Source organism: Hydrobacter penzbergensis, assembly GCF_900106985.1.
Classification (GTDB): domain Bacteria; phylum Bacteroidota; class Bacteroidia; order Chitinophagales; family Chitinophagaceae; genus Sediminibacterium; species Sediminibacterium magnilacihabitans.
Window position 1 is genome coordinate 218,575 of sequence record NZ_FNNO01000003.1, and the last position, 16,135, is coordinate 234,709.

At 40.1% G+C, this 16,135-nt stretch carries 15 protein-coding genes; 14 read left to right on the top strand and 1 reads right to left on the bottom strand.

Translation table 11 applies throughout. From position 1 onward, the window contains the following. Positions 1 to 81 precede the first annotated feature (81 nt). Positions 82 to 1,104 (bottom strand): GHMP family kinase ATP-binding protein, encoded by a 1,023-nt coding sequence (locus BLU98_RS05515; protein ID WP_092722832.1) that lies wholly within the window; start codon positions 1,102 to 1,104, stop codon positions 82 to 84. Positions 1,105 to 1,366: 262 nt separating this feature from the next. On the opposite strand from BLU98_RS05515, the gene BLU98_RS05520 reads away from it, so the two are divergent. The 14 genes from BLU98_RS05520 to BLU98_RS05585 all read left to right on the top strand — a co-directional run bounded on the left by BLU98_RS05520 (position 1,367) and on the right by BLU98_RS05585 (position 16,117). Beyond that, the gene (locus BLU98_RS05520) at positions 1,367 to 2,086 is read left to right on the top strand and encodes a polysaccharide biosynthesis/export family protein (RefSeq protein ID WP_257574726.1); all 720 of its coding nucleotides are present in this window, start codon (positions 1,367 to 1,369) and stop codon (positions 2,084 to 2,086) included. A 2-nt stretch (positions 2,087 to 2,088) separates the two neighbouring features. Then, positions 2,089 to 4,482 carry a GumC family protein gene (locus BLU98_RS05525; RefSeq protein ID WP_092722836.1) on the top strand — a complete coding sequence of 798 codons (2,394 nt, stop codon included), beginning with the start codon at positions 2,089 to 2,091 and terminating at the stop codon, positions 4,480 to 4,482. Positions 4,483 to 4,585: 103 nt separating this feature from the next. Next, positions 4,586 to 5,119 (top strand): UpxY family transcription antiterminator, encoded by a 534-nt coding sequence (locus BLU98_RS05530; RefSeq protein WP_092722928.1) that lies wholly within the window; start codon positions 4,586 to 4,588, stop codon positions 5,117 to 5,119. Positions 5,120 to 5,269: 150 nt separating this feature from the next. After that, positions 5,270 to 6,502: an O-antigen ligase family protein gene (locus BLU98_RS05535; protein ID WP_257574727.1), complete on the top strand. Its 1,233-nt coding sequence runs from the start codon at positions 5,270 to 5,272 to the stop codon at positions 6,500 to 6,502. Between the two features lie 47 nt (positions 6,503 to 6,549). Next, positions 6,550 to 7,968 carry an oligosaccharide flippase family protein gene (locus BLU98_RS05540; RefSeq protein WP_257574733.1) on the top strand — a complete coding sequence of 473 codons (1,419 nt, stop codon included), beginning with the start codon at positions 6,550 to 6,552 and terminating at the stop codon, positions 7,966 to 7,968. A gap of 11 nt (positions 7,969 to 7,979) precedes the next feature. After that, complete coding sequence (locus BLU98_RS05545; RefSeq protein WP_092722842.1) at positions 7,980 to 9,083, top strand: glycosyltransferase family 4 protein; 1,104 nt, start codon at positions 7,980 to 7,982, stop codon at positions 9,081 to 9,083. A 215-nt stretch (positions 9,084 to 9,298) separates the two neighbouring features. Continuing rightward, complete coding sequence (locus BLU98_RS17725; RefSeq protein WP_257574728.1) at positions 9,299 to 9,619, top strand: LbetaH domain-containing protein; 321 nt, start codon at positions 9,299 to 9,301, stop codon at positions 9,617 to 9,619. Between the two features lie 35 nt (positions 9,620 to 9,654). Next, the gene (locus BLU98_RS05555; protein ID WP_092722846.1) at positions 9,655 to 10,749 is read left to right on the top strand and encodes a glycosyltransferase family 4 protein; all 1,095 of its coding nucleotides are present in this window, start codon (positions 9,655 to 9,657) and stop codon (positions 10,747 to 10,749) included. Positions 10,750 to 10,760: 11 nt separating this feature from the next. Next, the gene (locus BLU98_RS05560; protein ID WP_092722848.1) at positions 10,761 to 11,318 is read left to right on the top strand and encodes an acyltransferase; all 558 of its coding nucleotides are present in this window, start codon (positions 10,761 to 10,763) and stop codon (positions 11,316 to 11,318) included. Between the two features lie 82 nt (positions 11,319 to 11,400). Beyond that, positions 11,401 to 12,489: a glycosyltransferase family 4 protein gene (locus BLU98_RS05565; protein WP_092722850.1), complete on the top strand. Its 1,089-nt coding sequence runs from the start codon at positions 11,401 to 11,403 to the stop codon at positions 12,487 to 12,489. Positions 12,490 to 12,552: 63 nt separating this feature from the next. Continuing rightward, positions 12,553 to 13,206: a methyltransferase domain-containing protein gene (locus BLU98_RS05570; protein ID WP_092722851.1), complete on the top strand. Its 654-nt coding sequence runs from the start codon at positions 12,553 to 12,555 to the stop codon at positions 13,204 to 13,206. Positions 13,207 to 13,235: 29 nt separating this feature from the next. After that, on the top strand, positions 13,236 to 14,012 hold the full coding sequence (locus BLU98_RS05575) for a WecB/TagA/CpsF family glycosyltransferase (RefSeq protein ID WP_092722853.1): 777 nt from the start codon (positions 13,236 to 13,238) through the stop codon (positions 14,010 to 14,012). Between the two features lie 51 nt (positions 14,013 to 14,063). Then, positions 14,064 to 15,131, top strand: coding sequence for an acyltransferase family protein (locus tag BLU98_RS05580; protein WP_092722855.1), 1,068 nt, complete (start codon positions 14,064 to 14,066; stop codon positions 15,129 to 15,131). Further along, positions 15,128 to 16,117, top strand: a complete 990-nt coding sequence (locus BLU98_RS05585; protein WP_092722857.1) for an NAD-dependent epimerase/dehydratase family protein — start codon at positions 15,128 to 15,130, stop codon at positions 16,115 to 16,117. Before BLU98_RS05580 ends, BLU98_RS05585 begins: the two co-directional genes overlap by 4 nt. Positions 16,118 to 16,135 lie beyond the last annotated feature (18 nt).

Sequence of the window (16,135 nt, forward strand, 5' to 3'; positions counted from 1 at the left end):
ATTTTTCCTGAGGGTATCACTAATTACATCAACCACATTTTAGTCGTTGCAAGCAGGTTTCGATTTGCTGATTTTTTTTAATCAGATGGCCCAGGTTTTTAAACCATGTTCAACAAACTGGTAACGTTTGATACCCGCGCCAAACTTTTCAAGTGTTTTCATTACCTGGTGCTTTGTGTTGGCAGGGCAATAAAACGTCATGAATCCCCCTCCGCCGGCTCCTGAAATTTTTCCGCCTGTTGCGCCAGAACGTTTAGCGGCCTGGTAAACTTCATCGATCCGTTCATTACTGATCCCCTCCGCTATTTTCTTTTTTTGTAAAAAACCGTAATCAAGTATGTTGCCGATCTCATGTATATTACCTGTTAATAAGGCTTCCTTCATCATCAGGGCCTGCTCTTTCAACTGGTGCATTGCCAGGATCGGTTGTTCTTTTTTGTTTGCCACATTACTACTTTGTCTTTCAATGATTTTTGCCGATCCACGCCTGGCAGATATATGATAAAGAAGGAGATTGTTTTCCAATTCGAATAAATACTGTTCTTTGACCCTAAGCGGGTTCACTATCACTTTATTATCTGCATAAAACTCCATAAAATTGACTCCGCCAAAAGTAGCTGCATATTGGTCTTGTTTTCCACCGGCCATTCGCAGATCATTTCTTTCGATATCATAAGCATAATTGGCAATATCATATTCGCCCAACGGCAACCGTAGCATTTCTGCAAATGCACCAATGATGGCTACAACAAGAGTAGAAGAAGTACCAAGCCCCGAACCAGCCGGGGCATCAACGTGTGTAGATAAACGAAAGCTTGTCTTTGGAAAGCCAAAGTCGTATTGGATCCGGTTGTACACTCCTTTCAGCAGATCCAGTTTTCCATCAATAGGCAGCCTTTTTCCCCATTCAAAGTATTGTTCCTGCTGTTGATCCACAGATGTAATGATGATACCATTCTGTTTGATGGGCTCAATACTTGCCGATGCATATAAAGAAACTGTTGCATTCAGTATAGCACCTCCATACAAGTCACTATACGGACTTACATCAGTGCCACCACCTGCCAGGCCAATTCGTAAGGGGGCTTTACTTCTATAGATCATTTCATGTTCATTTTGAAAAATAATTCCTGATAATAAATTGCCTGAAAATCATCTCGAAAGTACAATTGAAAATGATTGCACTTGCGTAGAATCTCTTCTACAAATTCGCACTACCTAGTCCTACAAGTGATAGGAAGCGGGTTCTATTTCCCTCCTGTCAAATTCCTTCTTCCTTTGTATAAATTCTTTATCCAGAAAAATCATGCGGAATTTACATAGATACATTTGTTTACTATCGGTTATACTTCCTTCATGTGTTAACATGCATAAAACAACTTATTTCAACGGCCTGCAGGACGGTGAAATACAATCTGCACAATCGAACACGTTACTGATTCATAAAAATGATATTTTGAGCATTTCAGTAAGTAGCCTGAATGCAGAAGCTTCGGCAGTATTTAATGCGCCGAATACCCTTCAGGCTTCATCTTCCACTTTGAATGGAGTAAGCTCCCAGCAGGGCGGTTACCTGGTAAACGACAAAGGAGATATTCTTTTCCCTATGATCGGGACGATGCATGTAGAAGGACTGTCGACAACCCAGTTGAGTGATTACATTGAGAAGACCTTATCAGATAAGAAACTATTGGTAGGCCCTATTGTTGCCGCACGTATCACTAATTATAAAGTCACTGTTCTTGGCGAAGTGGGGCATCCTGGCGTGGTTGCCGTCCCAAACGGGCAAATAACAATCCTTGAAGCATTAGGTTTTGCAGGCGACCTAACCATTTATGGCAGGCGCGATAACGTATTATTAATACGGGACAATGGTAAAAATAAGACGGCGCATCATATTAACCTCAATGCGAAAGATATTTTCAGTTCATCATTTTATAAGCTGGAACCGAATGATGTAGTGTATGTCCAGCCGAATAAAGATAAAGTGAGGAGTGTTAATAATTCAAGGCAGTTAATGCCGGTAGTATTTGCCGCCCTGTCTTTCTTAGTTGTTGCAACCAACAGTTTATACTTAAACAGGTAGTAATGAAAAGAATGAAAGTTTCCAAAGACGCTTATATCGAAAAGAACGATACAGACCTGTTGAAACGGATGTCCTTTCGATACCTGCCTTATTGGCCGTTATTCCTGGCAGCTGTTATCGTAAGCTTTGCTGTGGGGCTGGTTTACCTGGAATATACTGCCCCCATATATGGAGTAACCGCCTCCATACTGGTAAAAGATGAAAAGAAAGGGCTCGACGATTCAAAGGCTGAAGATGCTCTTAATTTTTTTGGTGAAAAGAAGATAGTAGAAAATGAAATAGAAGTAATTCATTCCAGGTCTATGGTTTCTCAAATGGTTACCCATTTGTATTTATATGCACCGATAGAAGAAAAATCCGGCTTTATCTACCGGACAGTTCATCTACCCGTTTCTGTTTATCGTTCTGCTTATCTTACCAGCCCGGTGCAGATAGAGCTTGAAAAACCTGAAGAACTTCATTATGAAGTCAACAGGGTGAAATTCAGGTATGATGCACATACTCAAACTGTGATTACCAGCAACGCTACTTATCCATTAAATAAATGGACAGCTTCTCCCTGGGGCCGTATCCGTTTTTCAAAAAACCCGCTCGCAACTACCAGCGTTCCATCAAAAACATTTTTCTTTTCGTTGGTCAGCCTGCCAAAAGCAACCAATGAAATACAAAATAACCTGGAGGTATCCCCTACGAGTAAATTATCGACGGTAATCAATATCAGCTATAAAGATGCCGTACCGGCACGCGGAGAAGCCATTATTAATGAACTGATTAACTGTTATACACAAGCGTCTATTAATGATAAGGCTGCAGCCGCGGCGAATACGCTTGATTTCGTGGAAAAGAGATTGAAACTGTCGGGAAAACAATTGGATGATGTTGAAGCAGATGTCCAGAGTTTCAGAACAGCAAACGGCATTGTAAATGTGAGCCAGCAGAGCAACCAATATTTGCAGAATGTGAGCGCAAATGATCAAAAGATCAGTGAAATGGACATTCAGCTTTCGGTGCTGAACCAAATTGAATCTTATGTATTGTCCAAACAAAGTCAGCCGGGCCTCGTTCCATCCACGCTTGGGATTAAAGATCCCATGCTCACACAATTGCTCGACAAATTATACGAAGCCGAAATCCAATATGAAAAATTAAGAAAGACAACAGCAGAAGAGAATCCGATCTTATTATCTGTTAAAAATGAGATCGCAAAGATAAAACCAAACGTGCTGGAGAATGTAAGGAACCAGCGCAACAGTATCCTCGCAGCAAAAGACAAGCTCGTTGCAACAAGTTCGCATTATAACGACTTACTAAATACGCTGCCTGACAGGGAAAAGGAACTAGCAAAGATCAGCAGGCAGCAAAATATAGAAAATAGTATTTACAGCTTCCTGCTTCAAAAGAAAGAAGAAGCAAGCCTTGCATTCAATGCCGCAGTTGCCGGTAGCAAAATCATTGATAAAGCGCAATCATCCGCTCAGCCGGTAAGTCCAAGGGCATGGCTGATCTGTTTAATCGCTTTGGTATTGCCCATAGTGTTTGTGTCGTTTAGCATAGATGCAAGGGAGTTTTTCAGTAATAAAGTATTGTTCAGGCGCACAATAGAAGAACTGACCGTACTTCCTATAATTGGCGAGCTGGGATATAAAAGATCAAAAGAGATGCTGGTTGTCAGGAAACACAGCAGGACCGCCATTACCGAACAATTCAGAAGTCTCCGCAGTTCGGTGGCATCCAGCTTGTTAAAGGAAAAGGGTAAAGTGATCATGGTTACATCTTCCATGGCAATAGAAGGAAAAAGTTTTGTAGCAATCAACCTTGCCGTAGTTTTTGCACAGGCGGGAAAGAGAACAGTGCTGATTGAAGCTGACATGTACAAGCCAAAGCTCAGTGCTGCGCTTCATTTGAACGATGAAACGGGGTTAAGCGATGTGCTGGAAACCGATCAGCCATCTTCCATATTGGAGTCCTGCATTTATCGTACAGCCACTTATAATAATCTCTTTATCATTCCGGCAGGTAATGCACCAAGCAATCCTTCGGAGTTACTAATGAACAGCAACTTCGATATATTGATGAAAGAACTGGAGAATCAATTCGATATCATCATTATCGATTCCGTTCCCATCAACCCTGTGCCCGATGCATACACGATTTGCAAATTCGCTACCCTCACCCTGTTTGTAGTCAGACATGGTATTACCCCAAAGGAAAAATTATTGATCATTGATGAAGACCCGAAAATGCAAGATTTGAAAAATGTGCATATCGTATTCAATGGGATCAGGAGAAGAGGCATTGCTACTTCAGGGTTCGGCCATTCGTATGGATATGGGCATAACGGTAAGGAAGGATATGGTTATTACGGGCATCAAAGAGCGAAGACTGTTTTGTCCTGAAAAATAGGTTGGATTTCGAAAAATTATTATGGAGAGGCCCTCTCATACATCGTATGGGAGTGGACTTGCGAAGCATTTCTTTAAAATCTTAATACAAAACACTATGTTAAACTCAGCTAAATGGTACGCACTTTACACGAAACACGGATGGGAAAAAAAAGTAGCAGGCTTGCTGTCAGCCAAAAGCATTGAAAGCTATTGCCCCGTTAACAGAGTTTATCGTCAGTGGAGTGACAGAAAAAAATTGATCATGATTCCCTTGTTCACAAGTTATGTATTTGTGAGGATCGATGAAAAGGACAAGCAAGTAGTACGTTCTACTGCCGGCGTAATCAATTTTGTTTATTGGATGAATAAACCAGCGGTCATACGAAACGAAGAAATAATTATTATTAAAAAGTTCCTCAAAGAATATGAAAATGTGCAGTTAGATAAGATAGCTGTTCGGAATGGAGACGCTGTTCGCATAACAAATGGAGCGCTGATGGGACAGGAAGGGTTGGTCTTTTCAGCGTCTAACAAGACGATAAAAATCATGTTGCCATCACTGGGCGTTATGATGATGGCTGAAGTAAATGCTTCTCATGTTGAATTAGTGCAGCAAAATCAATTTCATTTATCTGAAATCGTCAACTAGGGTCAAGCCCATTCTTTCTAAAGACCGTTACTAATGGCGCTTTTAATTGCATTAGCAGCACTTACACTGCTTTCATTTTTTATATCTTTTTTCAAGAGCAAATACTCACGCGAGTCCTATTTGCTGTTCAACGGCTATTGTCTTCCTTTAATGAGTCTTGGAGTAACACCAGCAGCTTTTGGCGGGTTACAGGTATTTGCAGTGCTCGCTTATTTTGCCTTTTTCTTCTTCATTAAAGATTTCATTTTCATTTCAGATAAAAACAAGATCTATTTCTACCTGTTCAGTGGGTTGATGGTCATTTTATTAACAGGAAGTTTTTATTCTGAATTTGTCACCAATTCATTATTCAGCATACTGTCCGTTTTACCCATATTTATCTTCTCAAGGCTTTTGCTGAAAGAGCTTTTCGTTAACCCCGGCCTGATGCACAAAATGATTCGTGTATTTCAATGGTCATTCCTGGTAGCAGTGGTCTTTATGATCATGCAGATGCTGGTTGGAATAACATTTAATTTCTATGAAAACCGCAGCCCGGGTTTGAATCCCAATGTATCCGCCGAAGAAGGGATTCGATATCCGGGCTTTTTCATGGATGCACAAATGAACACACAATTTCTCGGCATGCTTAGCTTTTTATTCCTGATCAACTTCAAAAATATTTTTAAACCAGCCGCTGTAAATTATTTATTATTCAGCCTAGTCGTCGTTGCAGTGTTTCTTTCCGGGGGGCGATCAGGCTTTTTTGGATTGACGGCAGGCTTTTGTTTCCTCGTACTGTTTTTGGGATGGAGAATGCGGTATTTTATTGGACTGGGAACATTTATTGCAATGGTTTCTATGTCTTTCCTGAAAGATTCATTCATTCTTTTCAAGCGCATGAATACTTTTGACGATTCTTACACATTCCGCGCTTATATATGGAAAGAAGCCTATAACATCTTTTTGGATCACAAATTCTTAGGAATTGGCATAGGGAACTATAAAGACTACGCCAATCATTATTCCTCCGATCAATACTATGTTCTCAAAGACAATAGCATCTTATTGCTGGACCAGCCTGAAAATGGCTATCTTAAATTATTGACGGAGTTCGGCATTATCGGGTTTGTAATCTCTTTTTTACTGATCATTATACCAGTATCAAAAGCGCTGTACGCCCACCTGGAAACAAGAACAAATCACTTCGCTCTTTTTTGCATAGCATCCATCATTTGCTGGCTCGTTTCCTTTAACTCACTTTATACATTAACCGATGCAAGAATTGTGATCTTATTGACTTCATTGACCTGTTTTGTGATTAAATCCAATGCTTTCAATTTAACAAGCACAGAAAACAAACTTATTAATACATCCATCAGAGAACAACTTTCTCCACTATGATCCTTTATTATTTTAAAAAAATAACATCCTTATGGCAGTCAAGCCTGATGCGCAACAGCTTTTGGGGTTTGGCATCGAATATATCGCAAGCACTTTTAATAAGCCTGTTCTATGTAATGCTTGCAAGAAAATACAGCGCTACCGATTTTTCGTATTTTCTCATTGCCATCTCTATTTACCAGTTCCTGACAACCATTTCCAACCTGGGGTTGGGGCAATGGTTCACCCGGGAGGTTGCCAATACGGGTAATACAGAAAAGATCATAAGTAAGTTTCTGAAATTGCAGTTGTATTGCGGCGCCGGCTTTTACCTGTTCAATGTATTAATTGCCTTTGCATTGTATGATAATCATGAAATTCGCCTGCTCGCAGCTCTCGCAGGAATCAATATTGTTTTTGACAATCTCATTTATGTTATCAAATGCCTGAACATTGCAGGAGCTGCTCAACACATTACTTTCAAGATTGTTGTTGCCGATTCTATTCTGAAATTTTTAATGGTTCTGCTGTTCTGCTTCTTCCCTATGTCAATTATCGCTTTATCATTCGGATTGATCTGCATCAGGTTCCTTACCCTTAACCTTTTCCTGAAATTTGGGTTGAGGCAAAGACTTGATACACGGTCACTTCTTATCAATAAGATACCCATCAAAGAAGTAGCCAGGATCGTTATAAACAATTGGCCCTTTCTTGTCATCGGAAGTGCTTCCGTGGTCTACTGGCGCATCGGAAATATCATTATCTCTAAAATGCTTTCCCTTTTCGATGTAGCCATATACGAAATTTCATTTCGCATATTTTCCTTCTTTCAAATAGTGCCGCTAATCCTTTCTGCTACATTGTTTCCTCATTTTGTTTCATTATACAATGCAGGCAATACATCACAATTCACTGCCTGTTATAAAAAATACCTGCACTTTTTTCTGATCTATGGCCTTTTTATATACACTTTTATCTATTCATTTTCCGGGTGGATGGTCCCCTTCCTATTCGGGCAACAGTATGCCGCTGCACCAATCTATACCGAGCAAATGTTTTTGACGATGCTGCTTTTTCCTACGGGTATGCTCCAGGCCACTGTGTTGATATCAATGAAACTTGAAAAGGTTGATATGATCATCAATATCATCAGTCTCATCATTGTTGTTTCGTCTATATTGGTGGGCTTATCTTTCATTCATTCACTTACGGTTGTAAATATTTCCATCTTTATTTCCTTTTTAATCTTCCACATATGCCAGGACTACATTCTTGTGAAAAAGGGTATACTGACAATCAGGGGGGTTATGAATTTTTATAGTGCAACGGTCCTCTTTATTGCCGGTTATGCCTACCTGACATCTAAATATATGGCAGTTACTTTATTTGGAATCGTTTGGGCGCTGGTTGCTGTTGTCTTAACAATCACACGGTGGATAAAAACAGTCCGGTCGCAATCCGCCATTGCAGACACACACACTTTATAATTCTTTTATTCATGAGAATATTTTATCTATCCTCAGTAAATCTGATCGATGCCGATATAAATATCCTTTCGCATCTCAGCAAAATTCATGAAATCATTTTCAGGTTACTCATACCGGAATCTGTCTACATCCATTGGGGAAAAGAGTTGAACAGATTAAGGGAAGAAAATAAACTTATACAATCCCGAATCGTCCGTTTGAAATATCGGCGAAGAAACCCTTTCAATATCCCCTTGTATATAAGGTTGATTTTGGAGATCAGAAGAGGCCATTACGATATCATTTATATAAATGATTTTGAAGATGTCTATTTCAGGTTATTATTTGCTGTTTTCATCAGGAAGGATAAAACCGTTTATGGAATCCATGATGTTGCATACCACAGCGGATGGAAACATAAAATAATAAAGCGTGCAAGCAGGGAAGTATTTCTCAGAAAATTCGATACCGTTCTCACTTTTTCCAGGTCCCAGGCAAAACTGCTTGAATCAAAATGCAGACGGGTATTTTCAGTCCCGCTGGCCCTGAAGTGTTTTGGAGACAGTTCCGGTATTAAAAAAGACTATAGTACTATCCAATTTTTATTCTTTGGAAATATCGCCTCTTACAAAGGACTGGATATCCTGATTACCGTGATCAAAAAATTATCACTGAAGTACAATAATTTCCGGCTGATCATCGCGGGAGATTGCAATGACTGGGAATCTGTTTATAAACCAATGATCGCGGATAACAAATATATAGTTGCAGATATCCGGTATATTGAAAACGACGAGATACCTGATTATTTTGCCTCTTCCCATTATCTTATCCTTCCTTATAAAGATGTAACACAAAGCGGCCCGCTGATGATCGCTTATTATTACCAGGTTCCTGTTATCGCAAGCGATTTAGAAGGATTCAGGGAGTATATACAAGAAGGCACAACGGGGTTCATTTTCAGTGCCGGCCAGGAAGACCAGTTGGAAAAGGAACTTGAAAATTCAATACTCAGGAAAAAGGAAACTTACGAACACCTCGTGTGCAATATGAAAGATTTTGTCTCGCAGCAATATGGTCCAGCAGCTATTGCATCGAAGTACGACCATATTTTTAAAGAAGTATATGAGCACTAAATCCGTTTCAAACAATCTTCATGTCATTTTTTCAATTCATATTCCAGGACTGGCGAGCAAATAAAGCAAACCCGAAAGGAAGGGCTATTCTGTTGCTTTTCAGGATCGCTAATTTTTGTTCAAGGCGCCGGATATATTACTATTTAGGCGCCCCCTATCTGATATTTTATAAAATTCTTGTTGAATGTTTTTTCTGTATTGAAATACCATGGAATGTGAAAATCGGAAAAAACCTCACTTTATTTCATGGGCAATGCCTGGTCATGAACAAAGAAGTGGTGATCGGAGAAAATTGCACGTTGAGGCATTGTATAACCATCGGTCATAAACAAACTAAAACCGGTGGCTTCAGCGGATCGCCGGTTATAGGTGATTATGTTGACATAGGCAGCAATGTTTGCATAATCGGGAAAATTTATATCGGCGACCATGTTAAAATAGGCTGCGGCTCCATAGTAACAAAAACCATTTATGATCATCTAACAGTAGTCGGGAACCCTGCTGCACCCATGCATGAAAGAGAGCGGGTATTTTAAAAAGCTGCTATTTAGTTAATAAAATTCAAATCTATATGATGAAAGTTTTAATTGGAATTAATCCTAAGGGTCACATCCATCTTGCAACTGATGAATTGGACGGGCTTGCCAATACCGGCATGCTATGCAGACCCATCAGGTATGGCAGAAAAAATTATTCAGTGAATGGGGTAATCAGAAGATTATTCGATACAGTATCCAATTCATTCAACATCATTTCAACGCTGTATCGATTTTCACCTGACATTTTATACCTCAATTCGCGCTTCGAGCCCGTCGCTTCCGTGAGGGATTTTATCACCCTGTTCCTGGTGAAATGTTTTTATTATAAAGAAATAAACATTGTCATAAAATCACACGGATCCGATATGTCTGTGTTTACCAGCAGTTCCTTGCTATACAGGCGTGTCATCATTCCCTACCTTATCCGTCATGTTGATTTGTGGTTATTCCTTTCCAAAGAAGAGAAAACGATTGTTAAACAACACAACTGGCGAATGGCAGAAAAAGTATTTGTCACCGGTAATATCATTGAGCCTTCCCGGCTAATCTCAAACGATGATTTCAGAATAAAATACCATCTCAACAATGGGAAACTGAGAATTCTTTTTATCGGCCATGTCGTCTATGAAAAGGGTGTATTTGAATTTTTAAAGGCTGTGCCGCTGGTGGAACGAAAAGATAAATGTGATTTCATACTCGTCGGAGACGGAGAAGATCTTGGCGAAGCCAAAGAACTTGCCATTGATCTTGGCGTAACTTCTTATATAAGGTTCCTGGGATGGGTGGAAGAGGGTGAAACAGAGCACTTTTACGACTGTGTTGATATACTGGTCTGCCCCTCTTTTCAGGGAGAAGACTTTCCGATGGTTTTATTCAAAGCAATTGCTTCAGGATTACCGGTGATTACCACCAGGATGCGTACCGCTATCGACTATTTAACGATGCCCGAAAATGTTATATGGGTAGAGCCCAAAAATGAAAAACAGGTTGCAGAAGCGCTCAACGAACTGATAAAGAACGATGAGCTCCGAAACAATATGAGTACTAACAATAGAAAATTAGCAACTCAATTCTCACGGGATAAAGTTTGCGATGAGATGTATGAAGCATTTATGTCTCTTCAATAAATAACATTTCTATGTCTATTATTAAAGCACTTAAGAAAGTCAGAAATGAGCTACTCAGGAAAATAAAATACAGGAAATACTCCATCGGTCCGGGGTTTTCATCAGGTATACGCGTACGCTTACAGGCACAACGAAAACTGGTGATTGGAAAAAATTTCTATATCGGAAGGGAAGGCCTGATTGAGGCCGATGCAGTAATTGGCGACAATGTCATGTTTGGCAATCGTGTTGCAGTGATTGGCAAATACGATCACAATTTTCAGCAAATAGGTACCCCCACAAGACTAGCCATGCAAATACGTGATGCAGATTATAATTGGAAAGGGCTTGAGCTCATCACCGTCATTGAAAACGATGTGTGGGTTGGCTATGGCAGTACGATATGCGGAGGCGCCAAAATATGCGAAGGAAGCATCATTGCAGCTGCCAGCCTGGTCACAAAAGATGTTGAACCTTACTCCATATATGGGGGATCGCCCGCTAAAAAAATAAGGAACAGGTTTGATACAGCCGAAGAGCTTCAAAAGCATCTTCAATTGGTAAAATCGAAATATTATGGTGTCCTGTAAGGCTTCTTCACGCTGCGGCAATTTCTAATCAGCTCAAACAGCTGCTGGTTTTCTCATAATCAATTAAGCAAAAGACAACTTCATGAAAGTATTAATTGGAATCAATCCAAAAGCACATGTTTTGCCCGGGACAGACGAACTGGACGGGCTTAACAAGATTGGGTTTCAATGCAGGTCTGCCAGGTATGGCAGAAAAGATTACTCCGTGCAGGGGCATACTCGAAGGTTATTCGATGTGGTTTTAAATTCATTCAATATCATCTCCGCATTATATACATTTTCACCTGATATTTTATACCTGAATTCCCGCTTCGACCCCCTTGCTTCCGTCAGGGATGCCATCACCATATTCCTGGTAAAATGTTTTTATTATAAGAAACTGAAGATCGCAATCAAATCACATGGCTCGGATATGTCCGTGTTTACAACAAGGTCTTTTCTATATAAGCGGATCATCGTTCCCCATCTTACCCGGCATGTAGACTTATGGCTGCTTCTTTCCGAAGAAGAAAAAAGCACCATCAGCAAATACAATACTGGTATAGCTGAAAAAGTGTCTGTCACCTGCAATATTATAGACCCTTCCCGGCTTATATCAAGCGCGGAGTTCAGAAAAAAATACAAGTTGAACAACGACAAGATGAAAATCATTTTTATAGGTCGTGTGGTTGATGAAAAAGGAGTGTTTGAATTTTTGAAGGCCATACCATTAGTGGATTGTAAGGATAAATGCGATTTTATTCTTGTGGGCGATGGCAAAGATTTTAGCCAGGTGAAGCAGCTTGCCGGAGAACTCGGCCTTGATCCTTATCTGAGGTTTATTGGATGGGTGGAAGAAGGCGAAACAGAGCACTTCTACGACTGTGTTGATATACTGATCTTACCAACTTTTCATACGGAAGGGTTCTCAATGGTTTTATTCAATGCCGTTGCTTCCGGATTGCCTGTTATCACTACAAGGATACGCGCTGCAGTTGATCATTTAAAAATGCCTGAAAATGTTATCTGGGTAGAGCCTAAAAGCGAAAAACAAGTTGCCGATGCAATCAATGAACTGATAAGAAATGAAACACTTAGAAATAATATGAGCGCTAATAATAAAAAATTAGCATCCCGGTTCTCGCGTGACAAAGTTTGCCATGAAATGAGCGAAGCTTTTATGTCGATATAAGTCTGTTATAACACAGAACAAGCTTCAGAAAGTTTCCTGATTCACATAAAATATAGACTAAGTATGTTAAAAGAAAACGCAGATAATACCAGTCATAACTCTGTATCTCATAAAATGAGGTATCACCGGTTTGAATTATTCATGGACCTGATCAAAGAGATTGATGGGCCAATAAGGATACTCGATATTGGCGGAACGGAAGCGTATTGGAAGATGATGGGATTAAACAGTGACCGGATTAAGATAACCTTACTCAATCTGACCAGCGAAAAAACAAGTACTTCCAACATCCTGAGCGTTCGGGGAGATGCAACTAATTTATCGTCCTACAAAGACAAAAGCTTTGACATCGTGTTCTCGAACTCGGTTATCGAGCACCTGTTTACTGAAATGAATCAGCGGAAAATGGCCGCTGAAGCGATGAGAGTCGGGCGGCGGTATTTTATTCAGACCCCAAATTTTTATTTTCCCCTTGAGCCCCATTTTCTTTTCCCGTTTTTCCAGTTTCTGCCGAAAAGTATCAGGGTTTCCCTGATCAACAGGTTTGCGCTTGGTCATTTTAAACGGATTGAAAGGATAGACGATGCACGTAAACTGGTTGATGAAATCAGGTTATTGACCATTAAAGAAATGAAGAGGCTTTTTCCAGGATCAAAAATTTGGGAAGAAAAACTATATGGCCTCACAAAGTCAATCATAGCACACAATTTCAGTTGAGAACACCCATTTCTAAAAGTATATACTATATGCTAAGAAGTAAATTAATGCATTTCGATCTTTCGGTGGGCGCGTATTCAGCATTCGTACCAGACATCATACAGCTTGCAAGGAAAAGACTGTCATCCAATGTTTGCATTGCGGCTGTGCACATGTTTGTAGAAGCCTGGCTCGACAGCAGCTATCAAAAGGTTATCAATAGCGCCGACATCATAACACCAGACGGCAAGCCATTGACATGGGCATTACGTCTCCTGTATGGAATCAGGCAGGACAGGGTTGCGGGTAGCGATATCCTGCCCGAATTATTACGGGAATGTGAAAAACAACAACTCACCGTATTTTTTTATGGAGGCTCGCAGCATTTATTGGATGAGACTTCAAAGTTTCTCAGCAATCAATACCCTGCTTTAAAAATAGCAGGCTTGTACAGCCCGCCATTCAGGGAATTAACAGAGTCGGAGAATATTGAGATCGTAAAAAAAATAAATGATGTCGCGCCCAATATCGTGATCGTAATCCTGGGATGCCCCAAACAGGAAAAATGGTCGGCATATATGAAAGGAAAGATCCATTCAGTAATGGTTGCGGTCGGCGGCGCATTGCCAATAGTTATAGGTATACAAAAAAGGGCTCCGCAGTGGATGCAGCGTTCGGGACTGGAATGGGTACACAGGCTGTCAGTTGAGCCGAGGCGGTTGTTTAAAAGATATGCAGTAACCAATACCCTATTCGTATATATCATCTTCAGGGAATATTTACGAAGAAAAATATTCCGCAATCGCATTCATTATGATAGCATGTAAGCAATCACCAAAACATTAATGATTAGTCTTAATCAATTCTGAACCTTTTCAATGAAAATTGAACAAATAACTTTTACCAGATTTTTAGCGGCCTTTTCCATAGTGGTTTATCATTATGGGGAAACCGTCTCCCCCTTTAACAATAAGCACATTTCATTTCTCTTCCGACATGCTGATGTTAGTGTCAGCTATTTTTTTCTGCTGTCAGGTTTTATCATGATTGTTGCTTACAGAAATAAGGAAAGTATAAATAGTTTACAGTATTATAAAACCAGGATTGCCAGAATTTACCCGAGTTATCTGCTTGCCCTGTTTCTCATTTTAATTCATGAGATATATAAAAAAAGCCTGAGCATCAGGAACCTGGCGCTTAGTTTTTTTGCGATACAGGCATGGGTTCCCGGCAAAGTGATGATATTAAATTACCCTGCATGGTCTTTATCAGTTGAGTTCTTTTTTTATGCGATTTTCCCTTTACTATTTAACCGGTTTTATGCAACCAAAAAGAAAATTACAATCCCTGTTTTACTTATCTGGCTTTCATCTAACATCTTTGCTAACTGGTTTGTTAACTCAAATTATTACCACCCATTCCCTTCAAAAACCTATGACTTCGTCAATTTTTTTCCTTTGATGCACATAAATGCATTTCTTGTAGGGAATTTATTAGGCCTTTATTTTTTAGAGAACCTGGGTAGGCAGAGAAACTACGACTTACTCATCGTGCTGTTTGCTATTCTTTTTCTTGTATTGCTTAAGTACAGCATGAATATTTATTATCACGACGGATTGATGGCAATTGTGTTCGCCCCCCTGATATTCTTTATCTCATCAAGTACAGGAGTGATTACAAAAATATTCAGGTCCGGCATTTTAGTTTTTTTGGGCGAAACCAGTTACGGCATTTACATATTGCAGGCTCCGGTTTTCATGTCGTCGAGGTTTGTGTTGAAATTTTTCGGTATTACAAACGAAACGCCCATCTTTTATGTCACCGTACCGTTGTTGATAGCAGCAGCTTCGTTAAGTTATTTATTCATTGAAAAACCCCTGAGAGACTGGGCGAAGAACACAGACTTTACTCAGGTAAAATATAAATTATTAAATAAACTCCTATGAAAAAAAAAGCACTTGTATGTGGCGCCGGTGGATTCATTGGCGGCCATTTGGTTAGCCGTTTAAAAAAAGAAGGTTATTGGGTGAGGAGTACAGACCTGAAAGAAAATGAATATGGTAACAACGGCGCCGACGAAATGATCCTCGGAGACCTTAGAAATCCCGAGCTGGCAGCCGCTGTTGTTACCAGCGATTTGGATGAAATATACCAGCTGGCAGCAGATATGGGCGGCGCTGGCTTTGTATTTACGGGTGAACATGATGCAGCCATCATGCACAATAGCGCAACCATCAACCTCAATGTACTGGAAGAAGCAAAGAATAAAAAAATACCTAAAATATTTTATTCTTCTTCTGCCTGCATGTACCCGGAATACAACCAATTAGATCCCGACAATCCTACCTGTTCTGAAGACTCTGCCTACCCGGCAGCACCTGACAGCGAATATGGCTGGGAAAAACTTTTTAGTGAAAGATTGTTTCTTTCTTATCAGCGTAATCATGGAATACAGGTAAGGATCGCCCGTTTCCATAACATATTTGGGCCTATGGGAACCTGGACAGGTGGCAGGGAAAAAGCGCCGGCGGCTGTTTGCCGGAAAGTTGCCGAAACACCAGATGGCGGCATCATCGAAATCTGGGGAGATGGCAGGCAAACCCGCTCATTCCTTATTGTGGATGAATGTGTGGAAGGAATCAGGCGATTGATGAACAGCAACTTTTCAGGCCCTGTAAATATCGGCTCAGAAGAAATGATTACGATCAATGATTTTGCTAAAATGGTCATTGGCATTTCAGGAAAAAAATTGTCGATTAAGAATATTCCCGGTCCAACAGGTGTAAGAGGCAGAAATTCTGATAATACTTTGATCAAAGAAAAACTAAACTGGGCGCCCACACAGCCCTTAAAGAACGGTGTAAAAAAAACGTATATATGGATAACAGAACAGCTCAAAGTGTCAAATAAACGACATTCAATTATACATTAGAAATCAAAACCGATGGAT

Bases quoted from the DNA above. Each gene is read 5' to 3' on its own strand.
- BLU98_RS05535 (WP_257574727.1), top strand. From the start codon at position 5,270: ATGAGTCTTGGAGTAACACCAGCAGCTTTTGGCGGGTTACAGGTATTT.
- BLU98_RS05575 (WP_092722853.1), top strand. From the start codon at position 13,236: ATGCTAAGAAGTAAATTAATGCATTTCGATCTTTCGGTGGGCGCGTAT.
- BLU98_RS05515 (WP_092722832.1), bottom strand. From the start codon at position 1,104: ATGATCTATAGAAGTAAAGCCCCCTTACGAATTGGCCTGGCAGGTGGT.
- BLU98_RS05530 (WP_092722928.1), top strand. From the start codon at position 4,586: ATGTTAAACTCAGCTAAATGGTACGCACTTTACACGAAACACGGATGG.
- BLU98_RS05565 (WP_092722850.1), top strand. From the start codon at position 11,401: ATGAAAGTATTAATTGGAATCAATCCAAAAGCACATGTTTTGCCCGGG.
- BLU98_RS05545 (WP_092722842.1), top strand. From the start codon at position 7,980: ATGAGAATATTTTATCTATCCTCAGTAAATCTGATCGATGCCGATATA.
- BLU98_RS05540 (WP_257574733.1), top strand. From the start codon at position 6,550: ATGCGCAACAGCTTTTGGGGTTTGGCATCGAATATATCGCAAGCACTT.
- BLU98_RS05585 (WP_092722857.1), top strand. From the start codon at position 15,128: ATGAAAAAAAAAGCACTTGTATGTGGCGCCGGTGGATTCATTGGCGGC.
- BLU98_RS05570 (WP_092722851.1), top strand. From the start codon at position 12,553: ATGTTAAAAGAAAACGCAGATAATACCAGTCATAACTCTGTATCTCAT.
- BLU98_RS05580 (WP_092722855.1), top strand. From the start codon at position 14,064: ATGAAAATTGAACAAATAACTTTTACCAGATTTTTAGCGGCCTTTTCC.
- BLU98_RS05520 (WP_257574726.1), top strand. From the start codon at position 1,367: ATGCATAAAACAACTTATTTCAACGGCCTGCAGGACGGTGAAATACAA.
- BLU98_RS05555 (WP_092722846.1), top strand. From the start codon at position 9,655: ATGATGAAAGTTTTAATTGGAATTAATCCTAAGGGTCACATCCATCTT.
- BLU98_RS05525 (WP_092722836.1), top strand. From the start codon at position 2,089: ATGAAAAGAATGAAAGTTTCCAAAGACGCTTATATCGAAAAGAACGAT.
- BLU98_RS05560 (WP_092722848.1), top strand. From the start codon at position 10,761: ATGTCTATTATTAAAGCACTTAAGAAAGTCAGAAATGAGCTACTCAGG.